Here is a 23,411-nt window from a genome sequence, read left to right as displayed (position 1 = left end):
CATCGCTGGGTACTCATCGGGTGCCCATCGGCTTCCAACCCGCTTTCTCGGTCGATGACTCGTGATCACCGGGCGCATCGGGCGTCCGGCGACTGATGTGCTGGTCGAACCACGCCGCCACCGCGTCGGTGCCGACCGGCCCCGCTGCTCGCAGGGCCCGGCCGATCGCTCGGCGCCGCAGGGCGAGGTCCAGGCACTCCCGGCTCGGGTGGAGCCAGGCGCCCCGCCCGGGAGCGCTGCGTTCCGGGTCGACGGCCACGCGGGGCGTGACGTCGTCCAGGACCAGGCGGACCAGGGCGGACCTCGGGGCCCGGCCCCGGCACCCGACGCAGGTCCGCACCGGCCCGTCGGGCCTGGGTGTCTCGCTGCGTCCACTCATGGATTCCGGGCACGTGCCCACCGGACACTCTACCCCTGCGGGCCGCCGGCGTGCTTCCCCGGCTCGACGGCGGCATCTGTGACGTCCGACGCGCCGGCGTCCTCGGTGTCCGAGTGGATGTCGATCCGCCATCCGGTCAGCCGGGCGGCGAGCCGGGCGTTCTGCCCCTCCTTGCCGATGGCGAGGGAGAGCTGGAAGTCCGGGACGACGACGCGGGCCGCGCGGGCCGCCTCGTCGACGATCTCGACGCTGGAGACCTTCGACGGCGAGAGCGCGCTGGCGACGAAGGTGGCGGGGTCGTCGGAGTAGTCGACGATGTCGATCTTCTCGCCGGCGAGCTCGGCCATCACGGCGCGGACGCGCTGGCCCATCGGGCCGATGCACGCGCCCTTGGCGTTGAGCCCGGGCACGGTGGCCCGCACGGCCATCTTGGTGCGGTGCCCGGCCTCGCGGGCCAGGGCCACGATCTCCACGCTGCCGTCGGCGACCTCGGGGACCTCGAGGGCGAAGAGCTTCTTCACGAGGTTGGGGTGGGTGCGCGAGAGCGTGACGGAGGGACCCTTGGAACCCCGGGAGACGTCGATGACGTAGGCCCGCAGCCGGTCGCCGTGGACGTAGCTCTCCGTGGGGACCTGCTCGTGCTGGGGCAGGACGGCCTCGAGGTCGCCGATGTCGACCAGCACCACGCGCGGGTCGCGGCCCTGCTGGACGATGCCGGAGACGATCTCCCCCGCCTTGTCCCGGTAGTTGCCCATGACCTGGTCGTCCTCGGCGTCGCGCAGACGCTGGACGATGACGGAGCGGGCGGTGGCGGTGGCGATGCGGCCGAAGCCCGACGGCGTGTCGTCGAACTCGCCGATCTCGTTGCCCTCCTCGTCCACCTCGGTGGCCAGCACGGTGACTCGGCCGCTGCGCTGGTCGAGCTCGACCCGGGCCTTGGGGACCGCGCCGGGGGTGCGGTGGTACGCCAGGAGCAGGGCCTCCTCGATGGCGCGCACGAGGACGTCCAGGCTGATCCCGCGCTCGCTCTCGATCAGGCGGAGGGCGGTCATGTCGATGTCCACGGTCTGCTCCTCAGGCCTGGTCGGGACGGTTGAGCTCGAGCTCGACGCGGGCGTCGGCGACCTCGGCGTAGGGAAGCTCCTGGCGGTGACCGTCGACGTCGAGGACGGCGAGGGCGTCGTCGGCCTCGAGCAGCCGGCCGGTCACCTCGCGCCCGCCCGTGGTCCGGGCACGGACCAGGTGGCCGACGGCGCGGCGGTAGTGGCGCGGCTCGCGCAGCGGGCGGTCGGCACCGGGGGTGGAGACCTCGAGGGTGTACGCCCCCTCCACCAGGTCGACGTCGTCGAGCAGGGCGGAGATCTGGCGCGAGACCTCGCTGAGCCGGTCGGAGTCCACCCCGCCCGGGCCGTCAGCGAGGTCGACCACGACGCGCACGATCTTCCGGCGGCCCGCCGCGGCGACGGTGATGTCCTCCAGGTAGAGGCCGGCGGCGTCGACGACCGGTCCGAGCGCACCTCGCAGGCGGTCGGTCAGATCGGTGGGACGGGCAGGACTCATCGTGGGTGTCGCTCCTGGTCGGACGGTCTGGACAGGGCTCGACTCTACTCAACCGTGCGGCGCACCCGCGCGCCGCGGGGCGTGGGAGGATCGGCCCCGATGCCCTCCCACGCCCCCGCCGCCTGTCCGGTCCCGCCCCTCCGTCGCCGCTCTCCGCGCGGCCGCGCGGCGGTCGCCGTGACCGGCGCGCTCGCGGCCCTGACGCTGGCCGGGTGCGGCCTCCGGCTGGAGACCCCGCCCCCGGTGGCGCCGAGCCCGGACCCCGCCGAGGAGGTGCGCCAGGACGCCGCGGCCGAGGCCGCCGTCATCGCCGCCACCGTGTCCGACGTCACGGCCGAGGGCGCGACGGCGGAGCTGCTGGCCCGTATCGGCGAGGAGGCCGGTGCGCACCTGGACGCGCTGGGCGGGGTGTGGGTCGCCTGGCCGGACGGGGCACCCGAGGGTGCCGTGACGCCCGAGCCCGCGGCGACGTCCGCCGTGCCCGACCCCGACGCCGCGGACGTCCTCGAGCTGCTGACCACGGGCGCCGCCGACGCCCGCGAGGGGGCGGTGGCCGCGCCCACCGACGACCTGGCCGCCGTCCTGGCCGCCGTGTCGCTCTCCCGCGCGCACGGGGCGGCGGAGGTCGCGGCCGCCACGGGGGCCACCGCCCCCGAGTCCGCGGCCGCGCCGCTGACCCGCGAGGCGCTGCTGGTTCGCGGCGTCGACGGCCCGACCCTGCGGGTGCTGGACCAGGCGCGGTTCGCCTACGAGACCGTGGCCGCGCGGTCCGCGGGGGCGGCGCGCGAGTCGGCCGTCGCGCGAGCCGCCCACCTGCAGTCCCTGGTGGACGTGGCCCTGGAGGAGGGCGCGCCGGACGAGCGCCTGGGGGTCTACGACCTTCCCGGCGCCGACGACGAGGCGGGCCTGAGCGCGGAGCAGGCCGCCGTCGTCGACGCGGAGTCCCGGCTGCTCGAGCACTGGGTCTTCAGCCTCGGGCTGGTCGCCCCGGACGCCCGCGGCGCGCTCGTGGACGCCGCGGCGGACAGCGCCCGCCGCCTGGTGGACGCGGGCGGCACGCTGCCCGCGCTGCCCGGCCTGGACTGAGCGGCGCCGGACCGAGCCGGCGCCGGGCCGAGCGTCAGCCCGCGAGCGCGTCGTCGACCAGCTCGCGCACCCGTGCGACGGCCAGGTCCGGGGCGATCTCCTCGCGCTCGCCGCTCGCGCGCTGCCGGATCTCGACCACGCCGTCGGCGAGCCCACGGCCCACGACGAGGCTGAGCGGGACGCCGATCAGCTCGGCGTCGGCGAACTTCACCCCGGCGGAGACCTTGGGCCGGTCGTCGTACAGCACCTCCACGCCGACGGCCTCGAGCTCGCGCGCCAGGCGCTCGGCGGTGTCGAAGATCTCCTGACCCTTGCCGGTGGCGAGCACGTGCACGTGCGCGGGCGCCACCTGCATGGGCCAGACGAGACCGTTCTCGTCGTTGTTGCCCTCCGCGAGGGCGGCCAGCGCCCGGGTGATGCCGATGCCGTAGGAGCCCATCGTGACGACGACGGCCTTGCCGTTCTGGTCGAGCACCTTCAGGTCGAGGGCGTCGGCGTACTTGCGGCCGAGCGCGAAGATGTGGCCGATCTCGATGCCGCGCGCGAGCTCGAGCGGGCCGGAGCCGTCGGGCGCGGGGTCGCCGGCGCGGACCTCGGCGGCCTCGATGGTGCCGTCGGCGGTGAAGTCGCGCCCGGCCACGAGCCCGAAGACGTGCTTGCCCGCCTCGTCCGCGCCGGTGATCCAGGCGGTCCCGGGCACCACGCGCGGGTCGAGCAGGTACCTGATGGCGCCGGAGACCTGGCGGCCGTCGCCGTCGTGCTCGCGGGGCGCCCCGTTGGGACCGAGGACGGCCGGGCCGAGGTAGCCCTTGACGATCTCCGGACGGGTCCTGAGGTCCTCGTCCGTGGCGGGCTCGACCTCGGCCGGCTCGACGGCGGCCTGGAGCCGCTTGAGGTCCACCTCGCGGTCGCCGGGCAGGCCGACGGCCACGAGCTCGCGGGTGCCGTCCGGGTGGGTGAGGGCCAGGACGACGTTCTTGAGGGTGTCCGCGGCCGTCCAGGGGCCCTCGGCCCGCGGGTGCAGACGGTTCGCCGCGTCGACGAGGGTGTCGATGGTCGGCGAGTCCGGGGTGTCGAGCACCTCGGCGGCGGGCAGCCCGTCGAAGGGCAGGGGGTCGGGCACGGGGGTGGTGACCGCCTCGACGTTGGCCGCGTACCCGCCCGGTGAGCGCACGAACGTGTCCTCGCCGATCGCCGTCGGGTGCAGGAACTCCTCGCTGCGTGAGCCGCCCATGGCGCCGCTCATCGCCCGCACGATGACGTACTCCAGGCCGAGCCGGTCGAAGATGCGCTGGTACGCCTCACGCTGGAGGTTGTAGGAGCGCTCGAGGCCGGCGTCGTCGACGTCGAAGGTGTAGGCGTCCTTCATGATGAACTCGCGCCCGCGGATCAGCCCCGCGCGGGGCCGGGCCTCGTCGCGGTACTTCGTCTGGATCTGGTAGAGCGCGAGCGGGAGGTCCTTGTAGGAGCTGTAGAGGTCCTTGACCAGGAGGGTGAACATCTCCTCGTGCGTGGGCGCGAGGAGGTAGTCGGCCCCCTTGCGGTCCTGCAGCCGGAAGAGGTTCGGGCCGTACTCGACCCAGCGGCCGGTGGCCTCGTAGGGCTCCTTGGGCAGCAGCGCCGGGAAGTGCACCTCCTGGCCGCCGATGGCGTCCATCTCCTCGCGGACGATCTGCTCGACCTTGGCCAGCACCTTCAGGCCAAGCGGCAGCCAGGAGTAGATCCCGGGGGCGGCGCGGCGGATGTAGCCCGCCCGCACCAGGAGGCGGTGGCTCGCGACCTCGGCGTCGGCCGGGTCCTCCCGCAGGGTCCGCACGAAAAGGGACGACATCTTCATCAGCACGCGGGCCAGCCTACCGACGCCGCCGCGCCCACCAGGACGCCCGCCCGCCGCCCGGACGCAGCTCAGGTGGGCTCCCGAGGCGGAGCGGGGCGTTTCCGGCCGCGGCCCCGCGCCGCCGGGGGCAGGATGGGGCCATGCCCGAGATGCCGGAGGTGGAGGGGCTCGCCCGGTTCCTGCGCGAGCGCACGGTCGGCCGCGCCCTGGAGGCCGTCGAGGTGGGCGCGATCAGCGCCCTGAAGACGTTCGCCCCCGCGCCCGCCGAGCTGGTGGGGCGGCAGATCTTCGACGTCGCACGGCACGGCAAGTGGCTCGACGTCGTCACGACCGGCGACGGCGAACCGCTCCACCTGGTCTTCCACCTCGCCCGGGCCGGCTGGCTGCGCTGGTACGAGGAGGTGCCCCGCACCGCCGTCCGGCCCGGCCGCTCCCCCATCGCGCTGCGCGTGCGGCTGGACGACGGCGCCGGCTTCGACCTCACCGAGGCAGGCACGCGCAAGCGCCTGGCCGTCCACGTGGTCCCGCGCCCGGAGGCCGTGGAGGCCGTCGCGACCCTCGGGGTCGAGCCGGCGGAGCTGACCGTGGACCGGCTGCGGGAGCTGCTCGCGGCGCGCAACCAGCAGGTCAAGGGGCTGCTGCGGGACCAGTCCGTCATCGCCGGGATCGGCAACGCGTACTCCGACGAGATCCTGCACGCCGCACGCATCAGCCCCTTCGCGCTCACGCGCTCGTTCGACGAGGAGACCGTCGCGCGGCTGCACCGTGCGGTCGAGGAGGTGCTCCGCTCCGCCGTCGAGCAGGCGTCGGGCAAGCCCGCCGCGGAGCTGAAGGACAGCAAGCGGCGCAGCATGCGGGTGCACGGCCGGACCGGCCAGCCGTGCCCGGTGTGCGGGGACACCGTCCGGGAGGTCTCCTTCGCCGACTCCTCGCTGCAGTACTGCCCCACGTGCCAGACGGAGGGCAAGATCCTCGCCGACCGGCGGATGTCCAAGCTGCTGCGCTGACCCCCTCCTGCTGGCGACGGGTGACGCCGAGGGCGAGGGAGGCGTTGGTCATGCCGGCCCGCGCGGGACGGTAACCCGGGGCATCAGCGCCGCCCCGGGCGCCGCACAGCCCGGGACACGGTCGGTAGAGTGCGCCGGTGCTCTCCCCCGCCCTGCCCGACGACCCGGCCGCGACCGGCGCAGCTCCGCGGCGGCTGGACTCGCTGACCGGGCTGCGGTGGTGGGCGGCGTTCGGGGTGTTCCTGCACCACATGACGAACATCGCCCCGCTGCCCGCGCACAGCGTGCTGGCCCTCGGCGCGCAGGGGGTGACGTTCTTCTTCGTGCTCTCCGGCTTCGTGCTGACCTGGTCCTCCCGGCCCGGGGTGCCCGCCACGACGTTCTGGTGGCGGCGGTTCGCCCGCATCTGGCCCCTGCACGCGGTCGCCCTCGCCGTCGCGGTCCCGGTCTTCCACTCCCCCGACCCCGACCCCGCGATGACCTGGGTCAAGCCGCTCTCGCTCGGCGTGCTGGCGCTGTCGGTGCTGCTCGTCCACGGCTGGTCGACGTCGCCGGGGATCCTGTTCTCGGGCAACCCGGCGGCGTGGACCCTCAGCTGCGAGGCGTTCTTCTACGCGCTGCACCCCGCGCTGAACCGCCCGCTGCGGCGGGCGGGCAGCCGCGCGGCGCTGCTCCTGGCGGCGGCCGTGGTGCTGGGGGCGGCCGTGTTCTACCTGCTGCGCGTCGAGGCGCCCGCGCTGCGCCTCGACCTGGTGCCCCAGCCGGTGCTGCGGCTGTGGGAGTTCGTGCTCGGGATGGCGCTGGGGAGGGCGGTGCTCGCCGGCTGGCGGCCGGGGCTGCGGCCCGTGGTCGCCTACGGCCTGCTCGCGCTCGGCGCGGCCGCGATCTGGTGGGTGCCCCGCTTCGGCTCCCACCTCAACGGCGCCGACCGGTTCGTCCGGCTCGTCCCGGTGCTCATCGGCGTCCTGTGCGCGGTGGTGATCGTCTCCGCGGTCGGCCACGAGCTGCGCGGGCGGAGGTCGCACCTGACCACGGGACCGATGCTGCGCCTCGGCGAGTGGTCCTACGCGTTCTACCTGCTGCACGCCACCGGGATCTACCTGGCCCGCGGGATCGCGGGCGGGCCGGCCGAGACGTCGTGGGCGAACCTGGCCTGGCACGTGCCGTTCCTGGCGGTGTCGGTGCTGGCGGCCGCCCTGGCGCACCACCTGGTGGAGAAGCCGCTCGAGCGGCGCCTGCGCCGGGCGTGGGACCGGCGCCGGGAGGCGCGTGCGGTCGTCGCCGGCGAGCCGGTGGCCGAGGCGGCCACGCCCCGCCGGGGCTAGGCACCCCTGGCGGGGGTCAGAACAGGACCGTGGCGTACGTGCCGACCCGGCGGAAGCCGACGCGGTCGTAGGTGGCCAGCGCCGGGGCGTTGTAGCTGTTGACGTAGAGCGAGACGGTGGGCGCCAGCCGCGCGCGGACGTCGGCGACGACGGCCGCCATGCCCGCCGTCGCGAGCCCTCGGCCACGGTGCTCCGGGTGGACCCACACTCCCTGCACCTGGGCCACGCCGAGCGCCAGGGCGCCGACGTCGGCCTTGAAGATCACCTCCGGCCCGTCCCCCGTGTCCTCGGTGCGCACGTAGGTCCGGGCGCCGGCGACGAGCTCGGCGACGCGAGCGGCGTAGGCGCCGCCGACGGCGGTCGGGTCGTAGCCGACCTCCTCGGTGAACATGGCGACGCTGGCGGGGACCACGTGGGCGACCTCGTCCAGGGTGGCGAGCCGCACCTGCGGGTCCGGCTCGACGGCGGGGTCGGCGTCGATGACGAGCGAGGGCTGCTCGGGGCGCACCTCGCGCGGCGGGGACCAGACGGGGGCGAGGCTCTCCCACAGCGGCAGGACCTCCTCGGCGGGCCCGACGATCGAGGAGCAGCGCCGTCCGCGCCGGCGCAGGTGCTCGACGACCTCGTCGACCAGGGCGCCGCGGCGCAGCTGGACCGGCACGAGGTTGGCGCCGGCCCAGCACAGCGCCTCGGGGGTCCCCGGGTCGTCGTCGAAGACGCCGAGCATCTCCGTGCCCGGCGGGCCGGGCTCCCCCAGCCGCTCCGCCTGGACAGCGGCCAGCACGGAGCCCACCGGGTCCCGGCGGCACAGCTCCAGCGCCGCCTCCCGGTCACGCCCGTCCAGCGCCCGGACCGCGCCCGGGTGCCGGCGCCACAGCGCCACGCGCGACCCTGCCGTCAGCCGACGGTGACGACCGGCGCACCGCCGGGCGCGGGGCCGTCGACCGGCTCGCCCATCTCGGCGGCGATGCGGTTGGCCTCGGCGATCAGGGTCTCGACGATCTGATCCTCGGGCACGGTCTTGATGACCTCGCCCTTGACGAAGATCTGGCCCTTGCCGTTGCCGGAGGCGACGCCGAGGTCGGCCTCGCGGGCCTCGCCGGGGCCGTTGACGACGCAGCCCATGACGGCGACGCGCAGCGGGACGGTCATGCCCTCCAGGCCGGCCGTGACGGAGTCGGCGAGCTCGTAGACGTCCACCTGGGCGCGCCCGCAGGACGGGCAGGAGACGATCTCGAGCTTGCGGGGCCGCAGGTTCAGCGACTCCAGGATCTGGTTACCGACCTTGACCTCCTCCACCGGCGGGGCGGACAGCGAGACGCGGATCGTGTCGCCGATGCCCTGGCTCAGGAGCGCGCCGAACGCGGTGGCCGACTTGATGGTGCCCTGGAACGCCGGGCCCGCCTCGGTGACGCCGAGGTGGAGGGGCCAGTCGCCCTGCTCGGAGAGCAGCTCGTAGGCGCGCACCATGATCACGGGGTCGTTGTGCTTGACGGAGATCTTGAAGTCGTGGAAGTCGTGCTCCTCGAAGAGGGACGCCTCCCACACGGCGGACTCGACGAGCGCCTCCGGGGTCGCCTTGCCGTACTTCTGCAGCAGCCGCTTGTCCAGCGAGCCGGCGTTGACGCCGATGCGCAGGGAGACCCCGGCGTCCTTCGCGGCCTGGGCGATCTCCTTGACCTGGTCGTCGAACTTGCGGATGTTGCCCGGGTTCACGCGCACGGCGCCGCACCCGGCCTCGATCGCGGCGAAGACGTACTTCGGCTGGAAGTGGATGTCCGCGATCACCGGGATCTGGGACTTCTTCGCGATGATCGGCAGGGCCTCGGCGTCCTTGTCCGTCGGGCAGGCCACGCGCACGATGTCGCAGCCCGACGCGGTCAGCTCGGCGATCTGCTGCAGCGTGGCGTTGATGTCGTGGGTCTTGGTGGTGGTCATCGACTGCACCGACACGGGCGCGTCGCCACCGACCTCGACGGAGCCCACCCGGATCTTCCGCGTCTTCCGGCGCGGGGACAGCACGGGGGGCGCTTCCTTGACGGTCGGCATACCGAGGGAGATGGGGGTGCTCACCGGGCAAGTATCGCACCCGGTCCGTCCAGGCCCCACCCCGGGGCGGCGTGAGCGTCGCCATGCCCGGGCCGGTGTCACGGACGACTTGAGACTCCGCACCGAGGCCGTGAGGTTCTGACGTCTCACCGACCGCCCGAGCTCCTGCCGGGCGGTCAGCCGGTGAGGCTCACCGGCCGCACGATGTCGGCGTACGCGAGCAGGACGCTCATCCCGAGCATGAGAGCGACGACGACGTAGGTCGCCGGCAGCAGCCGGGCCGTGTCCACCGGGCCCGGGTCGGGCGCGTGGCGCCACCGGGCGACCTGGCGGCGCAGGCCCTCCCAGAGGGCCCCGGCGATGTGTCCGCCGTCGAGCGGGAGCAGCGGGACGAGGTTGAACACGAACAGCGCCATGTTCAGCGAGACGAGGAGGGAGAGCATGTCGGCGCTGCGCTCGGCCAGGCCGTACCCCTCACCGTCGAGCGAGGCGATCTCCCCGGCGAAGCGGCCCACGCCGATGAGGCCGACCACCGACGGGTCGCGCTCCTCGGTGCCGAACGCGGCCTGGGCCACGTCGACGAGGCGCTGCGGAAGGGTGAGGACCACCTCGACCGTCCCGGTGAAGGTGCTCCAGACCAGCCCGGGCACCGCCGTCACCGGCTGGCGCACCAGCTCGAAGGTGGGGCCGATGCCGACGTAGGGCCGCATCTCGGTGACCTCGTCGCCCTCGGCGTCCACGGCCACGGTGCCGTCCTCCGCCAGGACGGGCCGCTCGGTGAGCACGGGCGTGACGGACACGGTGACCGGTGCGCCGTCCCGCAGCACCTCCACCGCGGCGGGACCGGTGCCGTTGGCGGCGATCGCGGCGGTGACGTCCTCCCAGCCGTCCACGGGGGTGCCGGCCCACGCCACGACCTCGTCACCGGGCCGCAGGCCCGCCTGGGCGCCGGGCGCGGCGGGGTCGCCGGCGGCGCACTCGGTGGCGTCCGGGTCCGACGGCAGGCACTGCTGCACGGTGCCGAGCGTGGCGGTGTACTGGCCCATACCCAGGCCCGTCACGACCGCACCGAGGAGGACCGCGGAGATCAGGAGGTTCATGGTGGGGCCGCCGAGCATGACCACCAGCTTCTTCGGCACGCTGAGCCGGTAGAACGCTCGGTGCTCCTCCCCCGGCTCGATCTCCTCCAGCGCGGCCGACCGCGCCTCCTCGACCATGGTGGGGCGACCGTCGCGCCGGGTGCGCACGGCGCCCGCGCGGGCCGGCGGGTACATCCCGACCATGCGGACGTAGCCGCCGAGGGGCAGCACCTTGACGCCGTACTCGGTGCCGTTCACGGTCCGCGACCACAGGGTGCGCCCGAACCCGACCATGTACTGCGGCACCTTGACGCCGAACCTCTTGGCCGGGACGAGGTGGCCCACCTCGTGCAGGGCGATCGAGAGGATCAGGCCGACGGCGACGATGAGGACGCCGATGACGAAGTCCACGGTCCGTCCCCCTTCCGCCCCGTCGGGGGCTGTTCACGGTTCGCACGGCCGGCGCGGCGGCGGGCGCTGCGTCCGGAGGGGAGGCTGACCCCCACGACCAGCTCAATCATGCCTCGCGCAGTGACAACGCGGGGCCGCCCGGGCAGGTTCCCGTCAGCCGCGCGCGGCGACCAGCTCGTCGGCCCGGGCCCGCGCCCAGGTCTCGACGGCGAGCACGTCCTCCAGGGAGGGGTCGGCCGTGCCGTCGTGCTCGGCGAGGACCTCGGCGACGACGTCGACGATGCCCAGGTACGGTAGCCGGGAGGCGAGGAACGCCGCCACGCACTGCTCGTTCGCCGCGTTGAGCACCGCCGGGTGGGTCGCCGAGGCGGCCGCCGCGGAGCGGGCGAGCGCCACCGCGGGGAAGACCTCCTCGTCGAGCGGCTCGAAGGTCCACGCCGTCGGGGCGTCCCACCGGCAGGGGGCCGCGACGCCCGCCGCCCGCTCGGGCCAGGTCAGCCCGAGGGCGATGGGCAGCCGCATGTCGGGCGGGCTCGCCTGCGCGAGGGTCGAGCCGTCGACGAACTCCACCATCGAGTGGACGACCGACTGCGGGTGCACCACCACCGTCACGTCCTCGGCAGGCACGTCGAAGAGCAGGTGGGCCTCGATGAGCTCGAGCCCCTTGTTGACGAGGGTGGAGGAGTTGACCGTGACGACCGGGCCCATCGCCCAGGTGGGGTGCGCCAGGGCCTGCTCCGGCGTGACGCCGGACAGCTCGGCCCGCGCGCGGCCGCGGAACGGGCCGCCGGACGCGGTCAGAATGAGCCGGCGCACCTCGCTGCGGCCGGTGAGGACCTCGCTGGTCATGCCCTTCTCGTGGCGTCCGCCGCGCAGCGCCTGGGCGATGGCGGAGTGCTCCGAGTCGACCGGGACGACCTGGCCGGGCCGCGTCTGCGCCGCGCGCACCAGCGCCCCGCCGACCACGAGGGACTCCTTGTTGGCCAGGGCCAGCGTGGCACCGGAGCGCAGCGCGGCGAGGGTGGGCGCGAGACCCACGGACCCCGTGATGCCGTTCAGGACGACGGCGCGCCCCGGTGCGCCGGAGAGCGCCCCGGCGACCTCGGCGGCCGCGCGCGGCCCGGCGAGGACCTCCGGGGTGCTGCCGGTCCGCCCGGCGCGCCGTGCCGCCGCCGCGAGCAGGTCGCGCAGGCGCCCCACCGCGCCGTCGTCGGCGACCGCGACCACGGGGACGTCGAAGGCCAGGGCCTGCTCGGCCAGCAGCTCGAGGTTCGCCCCGCCCGCGGACAGCGCGCGCACCCGGAAGGCCTCCGGCCCGGCCGCGGCGACGACCTCGAGGGCCTGGGTGCCGATCGAGCCGGTGGAGCCGAGGATGACGACGTCGGTGGGGGTGGCCACGCTCACTCGACCGCGACGAGCACCTCGACCGCGCGGTCGAGGTAGGCGTCCACGGTGCCCTCGTGGTAGGCGCGGGAGGCGCGGGCGCTGGGGAACGTCGTCGAGCGCAGCTCGCCCGAGGTCAGCTCGCCGCCGTCGTCGAAGTAGGCCACGAGACGCTCGAGCAGGGCGTCGACGGCGTCGCGGTCGTACCCGCGGCCACGCTCCGGCGCCCGGAACCGCTCGCCCGCCGGGCGCAGCAGCCGGGGGTAGAGGGTGGTCGCCTGGTCGGCGATGCGGTCCATCCATGCCGCCTCCCCGTGCTCGGCGACGAAGCGGGTGCGGCGGCGCTGGACGAACGCGGCCTCGAGGCGGTCCAGGGCGGCGTCGACCGCGGAGGTGGCGTAGCCGTCGCGCACCAGGTCGAACGCGGCCGTGCGGACGTCGTTCTCGTCGAGGCTGTCGGTCGGCGTGCCGTTCTCGCCGCTCTCGTACGCGGCGCGGGCACGGGTGAAGAACTCCTCCACCTGCTCACGGTCGTACCCGGTGCGCCAGCGCCCCGCCGGCGGGAACATCGTCGTCATTCCTGCTCCTGCTCCTCCTTGGCCGTCGACGCGTCGCGCGGCTGGTCCAGCACCTCCGCGGCGAGCTGGCCGCACGCGCCGTCGATGTCGCTGCCGCGAGTATCCCGCACCGTCGTCGGGATCCCGGCACGTCGCAGCGTGTCGACGAACTCCGCCTCGACGGCGCGCTCGCTCGCCGTCCACACCGACCCCGGGGTGGGGTTCAGCGGGATGGGGTTGACGTGCACCCACCCGCGCCCCCGCCGGTTGAGCTCGTCGGCGAGGAGCTGGGCCCGCCAGGCGTGGTCGTTCATGTCCTTGATCAGGGCGTACTCGATGCTCACCCGCCGGCCCGTGGCCTCGAAGTAGCGGCGGGCGGCGTCGAGGAGCTCGCCGACCTTCCAGCGCGAGTTGATCGGGATGAGCTCGTCGCGCAGCCCGTCGTCGGGGGCGTGCAGGGAGACGGCCAGGGTGACCGGGATCCCCTCCTTGGCCAGCTTGTCGATGGCCGGCACGAGCCCGACGGTGGAGACCGTGATGTGGCGGGCGGAGAGCCCCAGGCCCGCGGGCGCCGGGTCGACCATGCGGCGCACGGCGCCGATCACGGCCTTGTAGTTGGCCATGGGCTCGCCCATGCCCATGAAGACGACGTTGCGCAGGTGCGTCGGGCCGCCGGCGAGGTCGCCGTCGCGGGAGGCCCGGGCGGCCAGGCGGACCTGCTCGACGATCTCGGCCGTGGAGAGGTTGCGGGTCAGGCCCTGCTGCCCGGTGGCGCAGAACGGGCAGGCCATCCCGCAGCCGGCCTGGGACGAGACGCACAGCGTGGTCCGGTCGGCGTAGCGCATGAGGACCGACTCGACCATGGCGCCGTCGAAGAGGCGCCACAGCGACTTCACGGTCGCCCCCTGGTCCGCGGTCAGGTCGCGGACCTTGGTGACGAGCTCGGGCACGAGGGTCTCGGCGATCTGCTCGCGCGCCGCGGCGGGCAGGTCCGTCATCTCCCCCGGCTCGCGGGTCAGGTGGTCGAAGTAGTGCCGGGAGACCTGGTCGGCGCGGAAGGCGGGCAGCCCCAGCTCGACGGCCGCGGCGGCGCGCTCCGCCGTCGTCAGGTCCGCGAGGTGGCGGGGCGGCTTGCCGCGCCGGCGCGCGGTGAAGGTCAGGGTGGGGCGGTCCCCGGGGCCCTCGTGGGCGGGGCGGACCTGCGGCTGGGCGGAGGGCGGCTGCGTCATGACGTCGGACATCCTCTCATCCGGTGCTCACCCTCCGAGCACCGCCCGCAGCACCAGGTAGGACACCGGGGCGCAGACGAGCAGGGAGTCCAGGCGGTCCATGATCCCCCCGTGCCCCGGGAGCAGCGAGCCCATGTCCTTCAGCCCGAGGTCCCGTTTGAGCAGGGACTCCGCCAGATCCCCCGTGGTGGCGGCGGCGACGGCGACGGTCCCGAGCACCAGCCCGCCCCACCAGGGGCCGCCGAGCACCGGGGTGACCATCACCACCGCGACGGCGGTGGAGAGCAGCCACGAACCGGCCATGCCCTCCCAGGACTTCTTGGGGCTGATCGACGGCGCCATCGGGGTCTTGCCGAACAGGACGCCGGCGATGTAGCCGCCGGTGTCGTTGGCGATGGTCACCAGCAGGAAGGCGACCACCAGCCAGGGCCCGTCGGGCTCGCGCAGGAGCAGGACCGCGAACCCCGCCAGGTACGGGACGTAGGCGGCCGCGAAGATGCCGGCCGAGGCGTCGCGCACGGCGTCCATGCCGCCGCCGTCCAGCACCCGCCAGACGAACACGCCGCCCGCGGTGAGCGTGAACGCCATGAGCATCGCCTCCGGCCCCGCCACCCAGGCGGAGACCAGGATGCCGACGGCGCCGACCCACAGCGGGAGGACCGGGATGCGGATGTGGCGCTGGCCCACCGCCGCCGCGAGCTCCCAGAGCGCCCCGCAGACGGCGAGGACGACCAGGACCACGAACGCCTCGCGGCGCACGAACAGGCTCAGGGCGACGACCGTCAGCAGACCCAGCCCCACGCCGATGGCGGCCGGGAGGTTCCGGCCGGCGCGGCCCGTGGGCGGCAGCGGGCGCGGGCGGGGCGGTGCCGGCTCGACGAGGGCCGTGCGGGCACGGCGCCGCGCCTCGCGCAGCCTGCGTACCGCGCTCGCGAGCGGTTCTGAGGACTCGTCCGGTGCGTTCATCGCGGCAGGTGGCTCAGACCTCGAGGAGCTCGCGCTCCTTGCCCTCGAGCACGTGGTCGACGACCTCGACGTGCTTCTTGGTCAGGGCCTCCAGCTCCTTCTCGGCGCGGTCGACCTCGTCCTCGCCCGCCTCGCCGTCCTTCTTGATGCGGTCGAGCTCCTCCTTGGCCTTGCGCCGGATGGCGCGGATGGAGATGCGCGCGTCCTCGCCCTTGGTCTTGGCGAGCTTGACGTAGTCGCGGCGGCGCTCCTCCGTCAGGGCCGGCAGGACCACCCGGATGACGTTGCCGTCGTCGCTGGGGTTGACGCCGAGGTCGGACTCGCGCAGCGCCTTGATGATCGCGCTCGAGGCGGACCGGTCGTACGGGGAGATCAGGACGGTGCGGGCCTCGGGGATCGTCAGGGACCCGAGCTGCTGCAGCGGCGTGGGGGCCCCGTAGTAGTCGACCTGGATGCTGTTGAACATGCCGGCGTTGGCGCGGCCGCTGCGGATGTGGCTGAGCTCCTCGCGGGCCACCTCCACAGCCTTGTCCATCTTCTCCTCGGCCTCGAGCAGGGCGTCGTCGATCACGGCGTCACTCCTTGGTGTTGTGGGGGTTGGCGGTCACGAGCGTTCCGATCTTCTCACCACGCAGGGCGCGGGTGACGTTGCCGGGCTCGCCCATGCCGAAGACGCGCATGGTCAGGTCGTTCTCCATGCAGAGGCTGAAGGCGGCGGCGTCGACCACGCGCAGGCCCTGGCGGATGGCGTCGTCGTAGGTCAGGTGGTCGAGGCGGGTCGCCGACGGGTCGGTGCGCGGGTCGGCGGTGTAGACGCCGTCGACGCCGTTCTTGCCGACGAGGACCTCGTCGCAGTGGGTCTCCAGCGCCCGCTGGGCGGCGACCGTGTCGGTCGAGAAGAAGGGCATCCCGGCCCCGGCGCCGAAGACGACGACGCGGCCCTTCTCCATGTGCCGGATGGCGCGCAGCGGGATGTACGGCTCCGCCACCTGCCCCATGGTGATGGCCGTCTGCACGCGCGTGCGCACGCCGGCCTGCTCGAGGAAGTCCTGCAGGGCGAGGGCGTTCATCACGGTGCCCAGCATGCCCATGTAGTCCGCGCGCGAGCGGTCGATCCCTCGCTGGGAGAGCTCGGCGCCGCGGAAGAAGTTCCCGCCGCCGACGACGACGGCCACCTGGACGCCGTCGACCACGGCGGCCGCGATCTGACGCGCGACGTCGGCCACGACGTCCGGGTCGAGACCGACGCTCCCCCCGCCGAACACCTCTCCGGAGAGCTTCAGGAGCACCCGTCGGTGGTGCGTGGTCGCGTCGTGGGTCATGTGTCAGCCTCCTGCGGTGACGTTACTGGCGGTGGTGCGCGCGCCGCTCGCCGGACGCGCCCGGGTTGCACGGTGGCCCCGGTCCGACTCGCGGACCGGGGCCACCGGGTGGTGCGTCAGTTGCCGACGCGGAAGCGGACGAAGCCGGTGAGGGTGCCACCGACCTCCTCGACGACCTTGCCGACCGTCTTCTTCGGGTCCTTCGCGAACGCCTGGTCGAGCAGGACGTTCTCCTTGAAGTAGCCGTTCATGCGGCCCTCGACGATCTTCGTCAGCGCTGCCTCGGGCTTGCCCTCGTTGCGGGCGGTCTCCTCGGCGATGCGACGCTCGTTCTCGACGAGGTCGGCGGGGACCTCGTCGCGGCTGAGGTACGACGGGGAGTACGCCGCGATGTGCATCGCGACGTCGCGGGCGACGGCGGCGCCCGCCTCGTCCGAGGCGACCAGGACACCCACCGACGGCGGGAGGTCCTTGGCGGTGCGGTGCAGGTACAGGGCGACCTTCTCGCCGCTGACGCGGGCGACGCGACGCACGACGATCTTCTCGCCGATGGTGGCGGCGATGCCGTCCACCTTGTCCGCGACGGTGGCGCCGTCGAGCTGTGCGGCCAGCAGCGAGTCGACGTCGGCGGCGCCGGAGGACACCGCCGCCTCGAGGACGCTGTTCGCGAAGTCGATGAACGTCTGGTTCTTCGCGACGAAGTCGGTCTCCGAGTTGACCTCGACGATGACGCCGGTCTCGCCGTCGCCGTCGGGGACGACCTCGGCGGCGACCAGGCCCTCGGCCACGGTGCGGCCCTCACGCTTGGCCACGCCCTTCAGACCCTTGACGCGGATGATCTCCAGCGCCTTCTCCTGGTCGCCGTCGGCCTCGTCGAGGGCCTTCTTGACGTCGAGCATGCCCGCGCCGGTCTTCTCGCGCAGAACCTTGATGTCAGCGGCGGTGTAGTTCGCCATGGACGATCCTCTCCAGATCAGCGGTGGTGTGTCAGGCCTGCTCGGACTCGGCGGCCTGGGCGTCCTGCGCGGCGGCGGAGTTGTCCGCCACCTGGGTGGTGTCGGGGCCGGCCACGTCGGTCACGGGGGCGCTCTCCTCGGCCGCCTCGGCGGCCTCGGCGACCTGCTCGGCGTCGTGCGTCGCACCCGCGGTCTGCTGCGCGGCCTCGACGGCCTCGTCCGGGGCGTCGGCGGCGACGACGGAGGCCTTGGTGCTCTGCTCGGCCTCGTGCGACTCGAGGAGCTCGCGCTCCCACTCGGCCAGGGGCTCCTCGGCGGCGCCCGCCTCGGCGGTGCCCCCACCGTGGCGGGTGACGAGGCCCTCGGCCGCGGCGTCGGCGATCACACGCGTCAGCAGGGAGACGGCGCGGATGGCGTCGTCGTTGCCCGGGATGCGGTAGTCGACCTCGTCGGGGTCGCAGTTGGTGTCGAGGATGGCGACGACCGGGATGTTGAGCTTGCGGGCCTCGGCGACGGCCAGGTGCTCCTTCTTGGTGTCCACGATCCACACGGCCGACGGGATCTTGGCCATGTCGCGGATACCGCCGAGGGTGCGCTCGAGCTTCTCCTTCTCGCGGCGCTGCATGAGCAGCTCCTTCTTGGTGAAGGCGGAGGAGGCGACGTCGTCGAAGTCGACCTGCTCGAGCTCCTTGAGGCGCTGCAGGCGCTTGTGCACGGTGCCGAAGTTGGTCAGCATGCCGCCCAGCCAGCGCTGGTTGACGTAGGGCATGCCCACGCGCTGCGCCTGCTCGGCGATGGCCTCCTGGGCCTGCTTCTTCGTGCCGACGAAGAGGATGTTGCCGCCGTGGGCGACGGTCTCCTTGACGAACTCGTACGCGCGGTCGATGTCCTTCAGCGACTGCTGGAGGTCGATGATGTAGATGCCGTTGCGCTCGGTGAAGATGAACCGCTTCATCTTCGGGTTCCAACGGCGGGTCTGGTGCCCGAAGTGCACGCCGCTCTCGAGGAGCTGGCGCATGGTGACGACGGCCATGCCACGTCCTTTCCTGGTGCCGGCCTTGGCCCGCACACGAAGTGGGCCCGGTCGGCCGGCTTGCGCCGGCACCGTGGCCCGTTTTCCGGTTGTCGCCCGCGGCCGGGTGGTCGCGGTGCCCTGGTGCCCGCGACGAGTGAGCGACCCGCGAACGGGACCGCTGCTCTCTCGCCTCGTCGACCGAGGCTCGCCGTGCGGCGGGCTGGTGCGACGACGTGCGGGCACGCGATGTCAACCGACAGGTGCCGGTTGCGGGGTCCATGCTAGCCGATGACCGGCCGGTTTCCGCACCCGCGTGCCTGCGGCGGCGGTCACCCGGTCGCTCGTCCACAGGCGGGCTCGGCGCCGCACCGTCCACAGGGCGACCGCGGCGCGCCGCGGCGGCGGCTGCCGTGGCGGCAGCCTGCCGCCATGGCTGCCGAACCCGACCGAGACGCCCTCCCGACGACTGCTCGCCCTCTCCCCGGGCCGCGCCACCCGGTCCCGACGACGCACCACCCGGTCCCGACGACGCACCGCCCGGTCCCGACGACGGGCCGCCCCGTGCCGACGGTGCGCCCGGGCGGCCGGGCCCGCGCGCTCGCGCGGCGCCACGCGGTCCTTCTCCCCCTGCTCGCGGCGCTCGGCCTCGCCACGGCGGCGGCCGCGTCCGCGCACCCGCCCGCCGGGGTGGCCCGGCCCAGCGCCGACGCCGGCGCACCCGCCGCCGAGGCTGCGTCTGCGGGGGCCGCTCCCGGCGAGCGGCCGGCAGCCGGACCGACCCGCATCGGCTCCGCCACGTCCTACGTGTGGCCGACCGGCGGACCGGCCGACGTGCTCCGCGCCTTCGACGAGCCGTCCGCACCGTGGGCGCCCGGGCACCGCGGGGTCGACCTCAAGCTCGATCTCGGGTCTGAGGTGCTGGCGGCCGCGGACGGCGTGGTCGTCTTCGCGGGCACCGTGGTGGACCGGCCGGTGGTCTCGATCGAGCACGCGGACGGGATCCGCACGACGTACGAGCCGGTGCGCCCCTCCGTCCGGCCGGGCCAGCGGGTGGCGGCCGGGGAGCCCGTGGGCCGGCTCGACGGCCTGCACTGTCTCGTTCTTCCGCCGGGCGGGTGCCTGCACCTCGGCGCGCGCACCGGCCCCCAGACCTACGTCGACCCGTTGCGGCTGCTGGGGGCGGACGTCGTCATCCGGTTGCTGCCGGACGGCGAGGACGCCGCCGGGTGACCGCCGGGTGAGCCCGCGGTGGTTCAGGCGCGCGGGTGCGCCTGGGTGTAGGCGGCGCGCAGCCGCTCGGGGGTCACGTGGGTGTAGCGCTGCGTGGTCGCCAGCGAGCTGTGCCCCAGCACCTCCTGGACCGTGCGCAGGTCCGAGCCGCCGGCGAGCAGGTGCGTGGCTGTGCTGTGGCGCAGGCCGTGCGGGGCGAGGTCGTGCACGCCGGCCACCGCCGTGAGGCGGTGCAGCACGCCGCGCACCGTCCTCGGGTCCAGGCGCCCGCCGCGCGCGCCCAGGAAGAGGGCAGCGCCGCTGCCCGGGCCGACGAGGCGGGGCCGGCCGCGGTCCAGCCAGGCGGCGACGGCGCGGCCCGCGGGGACGCCGAACGGCACCACCCGCTCCTTGTCGCCCTTGCCGGTCACCCGCACGGTGCGCTCGCCGAGGTCCACGTCCGTGACGTCCGCACCGACGAGCTCGCTGACCCGCACGCCGGTGGCGTAGAGCAGCTCGAGGGCGGCCCAGTCCCGCAGGTGCAACGGGTCGTCGTCGCCCGCCAGCTCCTCGGCCGTGCGCAGCAGCCCCGCGGCGTCCTCCACGCCCAGGACCGCTGGCAGGTGCCGGTCCGGCCGCGGGCTGCGCAGCCGCGCCCCCACGTCGGAGCTGAGATGACCGGAACGGGCGGCCCACGTGCAGAAGGTCCGGACCGCGGCGACCCGTCGGGCGAGCGTGGCGCGGGACATGCCCCGCCGCTGCTGCCCGACGAGCCAGGACCGCAGCGCGGTCAGGTCTAGGTCGGCCAGGGCTGTCCCGCGCTCGTCGAGGTGCTCGAGGAGGGAGGTGACGTCACCGAGATAGGCCCGCACGGTGTGGGCGCTGAGGTTGCGCTGCAGGCTCAGGTGCCTGCCGAACCCCTCGAGCACCGTCCCCGTCGCGTCCACGGGCCCAAACGTACGCGTCCTCACCGCGGACGTGCCCACGCCGAGCCGGTGCGCCGCGCCCGTCCCTCGAGCTCGAGGTTGCCCAGGGCCGCGCGGACCTCCGCCGGTGGCAGCCCGGCGGCCCGCGCGACGTTCGCCACCGGGGCGGAGCCCCGCGCCGGGAGCGCGTCCAGCACCCGCCGCGCAACAGGGTCCAGCCCGTCGAGGAGCCCCGGCGGGGCCGGCCGGTCGGGGGTGGTGAGGTGCTCCCCCGCCGCGCCGGCGAGCTCGAGCACCTCGGCGACGTCAGTGACGCAGACGGCCCCCTGCTCCCGCATGAGCCGGTGGCACCCGGCCGAGGCCATGGACGTCACCGGCCCGGGCACCGCCCCGACCGGGCGCGAGAGGTCCGCGGCGCGGGCGGCCGTGCTCAGCGCGCCGGAGCGCCACGCCGCCTCGACCACCACGGTGGCCGCCCCCAGCGCGGCGATCAGCCGGTTGCGGGCCAGGAACCGGTTGCGGGACGGGACCGAGCCCGGTGGCACCTCGGAGACCACCGCTCCGGAGGCGGCGACCGCGTTGAGGAGCCTCGTGTTGCCGACCGGGTAGAGCCGGTCGACGCCGCCGGCGAGCACGGCCGTCGTCACCCCGTCGACCGTGAGGGCGCCGCGGTGGGCGGCGGCGTCGATGCCGTAGGCACCGCCAGAGACGACCGTCACGCCGGCCTCCGCCAGACCCGTCCCGAGCTCGGCGGCCATGGTCTGGCCGTAGGTGGTGGCCGCCCGGGCCCCGACGACGGCGACGGCGCGGGTGCCGGTGACCGCACCGCCCCGCACCCACAGGGCGTGCGGCCGCTCGACGCCGAGGTCGTCCAGGGCGGCGGGCCATCCGGGGTCGCCCGGCAGGAGGAGATGCCCGCCCAGCCGGTGGAGCGTGTCGAGCTCGCGCCGGATGTCGAGGTTCTCCAGCCGCGGGGCCCAGCCGGCGACGGCTCTCTCCCAGTCCTGCGCGCCGGCGCTCGCACGACCGCCGGCCACGGAGGTCAGCCAGCCGAGCGCCTCCACCGCGCCGAGGTTCTCGACCAGGGCGCCGGCCGCGGCGTCCGGCGGCTCGGCGATCCTGCTCCACGCGGCGGCGGCCAGCCTGGGGTCGGTCGCGTCGAAGGGCAGGTCAGGCATCCGTTCCTCCTCGGGTGCGCAGCGCCAGCGCGGCGCCGACGTCGGTGGTGGTGGGGCGCTCCCGGCCGGCCAGGTCGGCGAGGGTCCAGGCGAGCCGCAGCACGCGGTCCATGCCGCGCATGCTCAGGGCGCCCCGGTCCATCGCCCGTTCCAGGGCCAGGCGCACGTCGGCCGGCAGGCCGCCCTCGCTGCCCCGCAGCCACGAGCCGGGGACCTCGGCGTTGGTCCGCCACGGCGTCCCACGCAGCCGGGACGCCTGCCGGGCGCGGGCCTGCGCCACCCGCGCGGCCACCACCTCCGTCGGCTCGGGGTCGCCCGCCAACGACAGCGAGGCCCGCGTCACGGGGCCCACGTCCACCTGGATGTCGATCCGGTCCAGCAGCGGACCGGAGAGGCGGCCGAGGTAACGCCGGCGCTCGAGGGCGGAGCAGGTGCAGGACAGTCCCTTGCCCACGGCCTTGCCGCACGGGCACGGGTTCGCCGCCAGGACGAGCTGGAACCGGGCGGGGTAACGGGCGGAGCCCGCGGCGCGCTGGAGCACCAGCTCGCCCTGCTCGAGCGGCTGGCGCAGCGTCTGCAGGACGCGTGGGGAAAACTCCGGTGCCTCGTCCAGCAGCAGGACGCCGCGGTGCGCCCGGGTCGCGGCACCCGGCCGGGGGAAGCCGCTGCCCCCGCCGATCACGGCGGCCGGGGTCGCTGTGTGGTGCGGGTCCTCGAAGGGCGGGCGGCGGACCAGGCCCGCGGCGGGGTCCAGGGTGCCGGCGACAGAGTGCACAGCGGTGACCTCCACGGCGTCGGCCTCGGCGAGGTCCGGGAGCAGGCCGGGCAGGCGCGCCGCCAGCATCGTCTTGCCCGCGCCCGGCGCGCCGAGGAGGAACAGGTGGTGCCCGCCCGCCGCCGCGACCTCGAGCGCGAACCGGGCGTCGTCCTGCCCCCGGACGTCGGCCAGGTCCGCGGCCCGGGCGGCGTCCGCGGTCGTCGGGGCCGGCGCCGGCGCCGCGGGGACCGCGGTCACGCCGTCGGGCACTGCCGCGTCGCCGCCGTAGGCGAGGACGAGCTCGGCGAGGTGGCCCACCGCCCGCACCCGGGCGCCCGGCACGAGCGCGGCCTCCGCGGCGTTGGCGATCGGGACGACGAACTCCGACCGGCCCGCCGCGACGGCGGCGGCGACAGCCGGGAGCACCCCGCGCACCGGGTGCAGCCGCCCGTCGAGCCCGAGCTCGCCGAGGTGCACCGTGCGCTCGGCGGCCCCGCGGCCGGGCAGCCCGGCGGCGACGAGGACCGCGACCGCGAGGGCGAGGTCGAGCCCGGTGCCGGACTTGGGCAGCGAGGCGGGCGAGAGGTTGACGGTCGTCCGGCGGGCGGGCCACGTCACCCCCGAGCTGCTGACCGCCGACCGGACGCGCTCGCGTGCCTCGTTCACCGCCGTGTCCGGGAGACCGACCAGGGTGAACGCCGGCAGCCCGGCGCTCATGTGTGCCTCGACCTCCACCAGGTGTCCGGTCAGGCCGAGGAGGGAGACCGTCCAGGTCCGCCCGAGCCCCACTCAGCCCACCGCCCGCAGGTGCTCGACGAGCGGGAGGCCGGCGGGCCGCAGGAGGATCGCGACGACGTCGATGCGGATGCCGTCCGCCCGGGCGCCGTGGGTGCCGAGCCAGACGCCGGCGAGCCGGCGCAGCCGGGCGAGCTTGACCGGTGTGACCGCCTCGGCGGGGTGCCCGTAGCCCGTGCCGCGGCGCGTCTTGACCTCGACGAAGACGAGCTCGTCGGGCCCCCGGTCGTGCGCGACGATGTCGATCTCCCCGTGCGGGCACCGCCAGTTCCGCTCGAGGACCTCCATGCCGTGCTCGCCCAGGTACCGCGCGGCGACCCGCTCGCCGTACCTGCCCACCGCGTCCTTCGCCCGCATCGCGACCACCTCCACCCGCACCGTCCCG

The 23,411-nt window shown here is 74.9% G+C and carries 23 protein-coding genes; 4 read left to right on the top strand and 19 right to left on the bottom strand.

The features are described 5' to 3' along the window. Positions 1-13 precede the first annotated feature (13 nt). From ABD774_RS05570 to ABD774_RS05560, 3 genes are read right to left on the bottom strand one after another with little or no spacing between them, the layout of a single operon-like run. Positions 14-379 carry a YlxR family protein gene (locus ABD774_RS05570; protein ID WP_345038572.1) on the bottom strand — a complete coding sequence of 122 codons (366 nt, stop codon included), beginning with the start codon at positions 377-379 and terminating at the stop codon, positions 14-16. Positions 380-408: 29 nt separating this feature from the next. Beyond that, positions 409-1,443, bottom strand: coding sequence for a transcription termination factor NusA (nusA, locus tag ABD774_RS05565; RefSeq protein WP_345038570.1), 1,035 nt, complete (start codon positions 1,441-1,443; stop codon positions 409-411). A 10-nt stretch (positions 1,444-1,453) separates the two neighbouring features. Next, positions 1,454-1,939, bottom strand: a complete 486-nt coding sequence (locus ABD774_RS05560) for a ribosome maturation factor RimP (protein ID WP_345038568.1) — start codon at positions 1,937-1,939, stop codon at positions 1,454-1,456. A 177-nt stretch (positions 1,940-2,116) separates the two neighbouring features. Here ABD774_RS05560 and ABD774_RS05555 point away from each other — a divergent pair, with 177 nt between their 5' ends. Continuing rightward, a complete protein-coding gene (locus ABD774_RS05555) occupies positions 2,117-3,025 on the top strand; it encodes a hypothetical protein (protein WP_345038566.1) in 909 nt (302 codons plus the stop codon). 34 nt (positions 3,026-3,059) lie between these two features. Here ABD774_RS05555 and ABD774_RS05550 read toward each other — a convergent pair whose 3' ends face one another. After that, positions 3,060-4,868, bottom strand: coding sequence for a proline--tRNA ligase (locus tag ABD774_RS05550; RefSeq protein WP_345038564.1), 1,809 nt, complete (start codon positions 4,866-4,868; stop codon positions 3,060-3,062). 134 nt (positions 4,869-5,002) lie between these two features. Here ABD774_RS05550 and ABD774_RS05545 point away from each other — a divergent pair, with 134 nt between their 5' ends. Both ABD774_RS05545 and ABD774_RS05540 read left to right on the top strand, forming a co-directional pair. Continuing rightward, positions 5,003-5,869: an Fpg/Nei family DNA glycosylase gene (locus ABD774_RS05545; protein ID WP_345038562.1), complete on the top strand. Its 867-nt coding sequence runs from the start codon at positions 5,003-5,005 to the stop codon at positions 5,867-5,869. Positions 5,870-6,006: 137 nt separating this feature from the next. Further along, positions 6,007-7,194 carry an acyltransferase family protein gene (locus ABD774_RS05540; RefSeq protein WP_345038560.1) on the top strand — a complete coding sequence of 396 codons (1,188 nt, stop codon included), beginning with the start codon at positions 6,007-6,009 and terminating at the stop codon, positions 7,192-7,194. Positions 7,195-7,210: 16 nt separating this feature from the next. Here ABD774_RS05540 and ABD774_RS05535 read toward each other — a convergent pair whose 3' ends face one another. The 11 genes from ABD774_RS05535 to rpsB form a co-directional block, all read right to left on the bottom strand. Then, positions 7,211-8,077: a GNAT family N-acetyltransferase gene (locus ABD774_RS05535; RefSeq protein ID WP_345038558.1), complete on the bottom strand. Its 867-nt coding sequence runs from the start codon at positions 8,075-8,077 to the stop codon at positions 7,211-7,213. Between the two features lie 14 nt (positions 8,078-8,091). Further along, positions 8,092-9,243 carry a flavodoxin-dependent (E)-4-hydroxy-3-methylbut-2-enyl-diphosphate synthase gene (ispG, locus tag ABD774_RS05530; protein WP_345038848.1) on the bottom strand — a complete coding sequence of 384 codons (1,152 nt, stop codon included), beginning with the start codon at positions 9,241-9,243 and terminating at the stop codon, positions 8,092-8,094. A 176-nt stretch (positions 9,244-9,419) separates the two neighbouring features. After that, positions 9,420-10,733 (bottom strand): M50 family metallopeptidase, encoded by a 1,314-nt coding sequence (locus ABD774_RS05525; RefSeq protein ID WP_345038556.1) that lies wholly within the window; start codon positions 10,731-10,733, stop codon positions 9,420-9,422. 153 nt (positions 10,734-10,886) lie between these two features. Continuing rightward, the gene (dxr, locus tag ABD774_RS05520) at positions 10,887-12,137 is read right to left on the bottom strand and encodes a 1-deoxy-D-xylulose-5-phosphate reductoisomerase (RefSeq protein ID WP_345038554.1); all 1,251 of its coding nucleotides are present in this window, start codon (positions 12,135-12,137) and stop codon (positions 10,887-10,889) included. Beyond that, positions 12,134-12,694, bottom strand: coding sequence for a DivIVA domain-containing protein (locus ABD774_RS05515; protein WP_248257396.1), 561 nt, complete (start codon positions 12,692-12,694; stop codon positions 12,134-12,136). Before ABD774_RS05515 ends, dxr begins: the two co-directional genes overlap by 4 nt. Beyond that, positions 12,691-13,902, bottom strand: a complete 1,212-nt coding sequence (rlmN, locus tag ABD774_RS05510) for a dual-specificity RNA methyltransferase RlmN (protein WP_345038552.1) — start codon at positions 13,900-13,902, stop codon at positions 12,691-12,693. The genes ABD774_RS05515 and rlmN overlap by 4 nt, the downstream gene beginning before the upstream one ends. A gap of 27 nt (positions 13,903-13,929) precedes the next feature. Continuing rightward, the gene (locus ABD774_RS05505; RefSeq protein ID WP_345038550.1) at positions 13,930-14,868 is read right to left on the bottom strand and encodes a phosphatidate cytidylyltransferase; all 939 of its coding nucleotides are present in this window, start codon (positions 14,866-14,868) and stop codon (positions 13,930-13,932) included. A 13-nt stretch (positions 14,869-14,881) separates the two neighbouring features. Beyond that, positions 14,882-15,439, bottom strand: coding sequence for a ribosome recycling factor (gene frr, locus ABD774_RS05500; protein ID WP_248257393.1), 558 nt, complete (start codon positions 15,437-15,439; stop codon positions 14,882-14,884). 4 nt (positions 15,440-15,443) lie between these two features. After that, on the bottom strand, positions 15,444-16,190 hold the full coding sequence (pyrH, locus tag ABD774_RS05495) for a UMP kinase (RefSeq protein WP_345038547.1): 747 nt from the start codon (positions 16,188-16,190) through the stop codon (positions 15,444-15,446). Positions 16,191-16,306: 116 nt separating this feature from the next. Next, positions 16,307-17,146, bottom strand: coding sequence for a translation elongation factor Ts (gene tsf / locus ABD774_RS05490; RefSeq protein WP_345038545.1), 840 nt, complete (start codon positions 17,144-17,146; stop codon positions 16,307-16,309). A 31-nt stretch (positions 17,147-17,177) separates the two neighbouring features. Then, the gene (rpsB, locus tag ABD774_RS05485; RefSeq protein ID WP_345038544.1) at positions 17,178-18,179 is read right to left on the bottom strand and encodes a 30S ribosomal protein S2; all 1,002 of its coding nucleotides are present in this window, start codon (positions 18,177-18,179) and stop codon (positions 17,178-17,180) included. A gap of 411 nt (positions 18,180-18,590) precedes the next feature. Here rpsB and ABD774_RS05480 point away from each other — a divergent pair, with 411 nt between their 5' ends. Beyond that, complete coding sequence (locus ABD774_RS05480) at positions 18,591-19,391, top strand: M23 family metallopeptidase (protein ID WP_345038542.1); 801 nt, start codon at positions 18,591-18,593, stop codon at positions 19,389-19,391. Positions 19,392-19,414: 23 nt separating this feature from the next. Here ABD774_RS05480 and ABD774_RS05475 read toward each other — a convergent pair whose 3' ends face one another. From ABD774_RS05475 to ABD774_RS05460, 4 genes are read right to left on the bottom strand one after another with little or no spacing between them, the layout of a single operon-like run. Further along, positions 19,415-20,317: a tyrosine recombinase XerC gene (locus tag ABD774_RS05475; RefSeq protein WP_345038540.1), complete on the bottom strand. Its 903-nt coding sequence runs from the start codon at positions 20,315-20,317 to the stop codon at positions 19,415-19,417. Positions 20,318-20,337: 20 nt separating this feature from the next. Beyond that, positions 20,338-21,474 (bottom strand): DNA-processing protein DprA, encoded by a 1,137-nt coding sequence (gene dprA, locus ABD774_RS05470; protein ID WP_345038538.1) that lies wholly within the window; start codon positions 21,472-21,474, stop codon positions 20,338-20,340. Next, a complete protein-coding gene (locus ABD774_RS05465) occupies positions 21,467-23,020 on the bottom strand; it encodes a YifB family Mg chelatase-like AAA ATPase (protein WP_345038535.1) in 1,554 nt (517 codons plus the stop codon). Before ABD774_RS05465 ends, dprA begins: the two co-directional genes overlap by 8 nt. Beyond that, entirely contained in the window at positions 23,021-23,383 is a 363-nt protein-coding gene (locus tag ABD774_RS05460; RefSeq protein WP_345038533.1) for a YraN family protein, read from the bottom strand. Between the last annotated feature and the right edge of the window lie 28 nt (positions 23,384-23,411).

It is taken from the genome of Georgenia daeguensis (assembly GCF_039537705.1).
In the GTDB taxonomy this organism is placed as follows: domain Bacteria; phylum Actinomycetota; class Actinomycetes; order Actinomycetales; family Actinomycetaceae; genus Georgenia; species Georgenia daeguensis.
The sequence above is the reverse complement of the archived record's forward strand: the minus strand, read 5'-3'. Positions and strand labels throughout refer to the sequence as shown.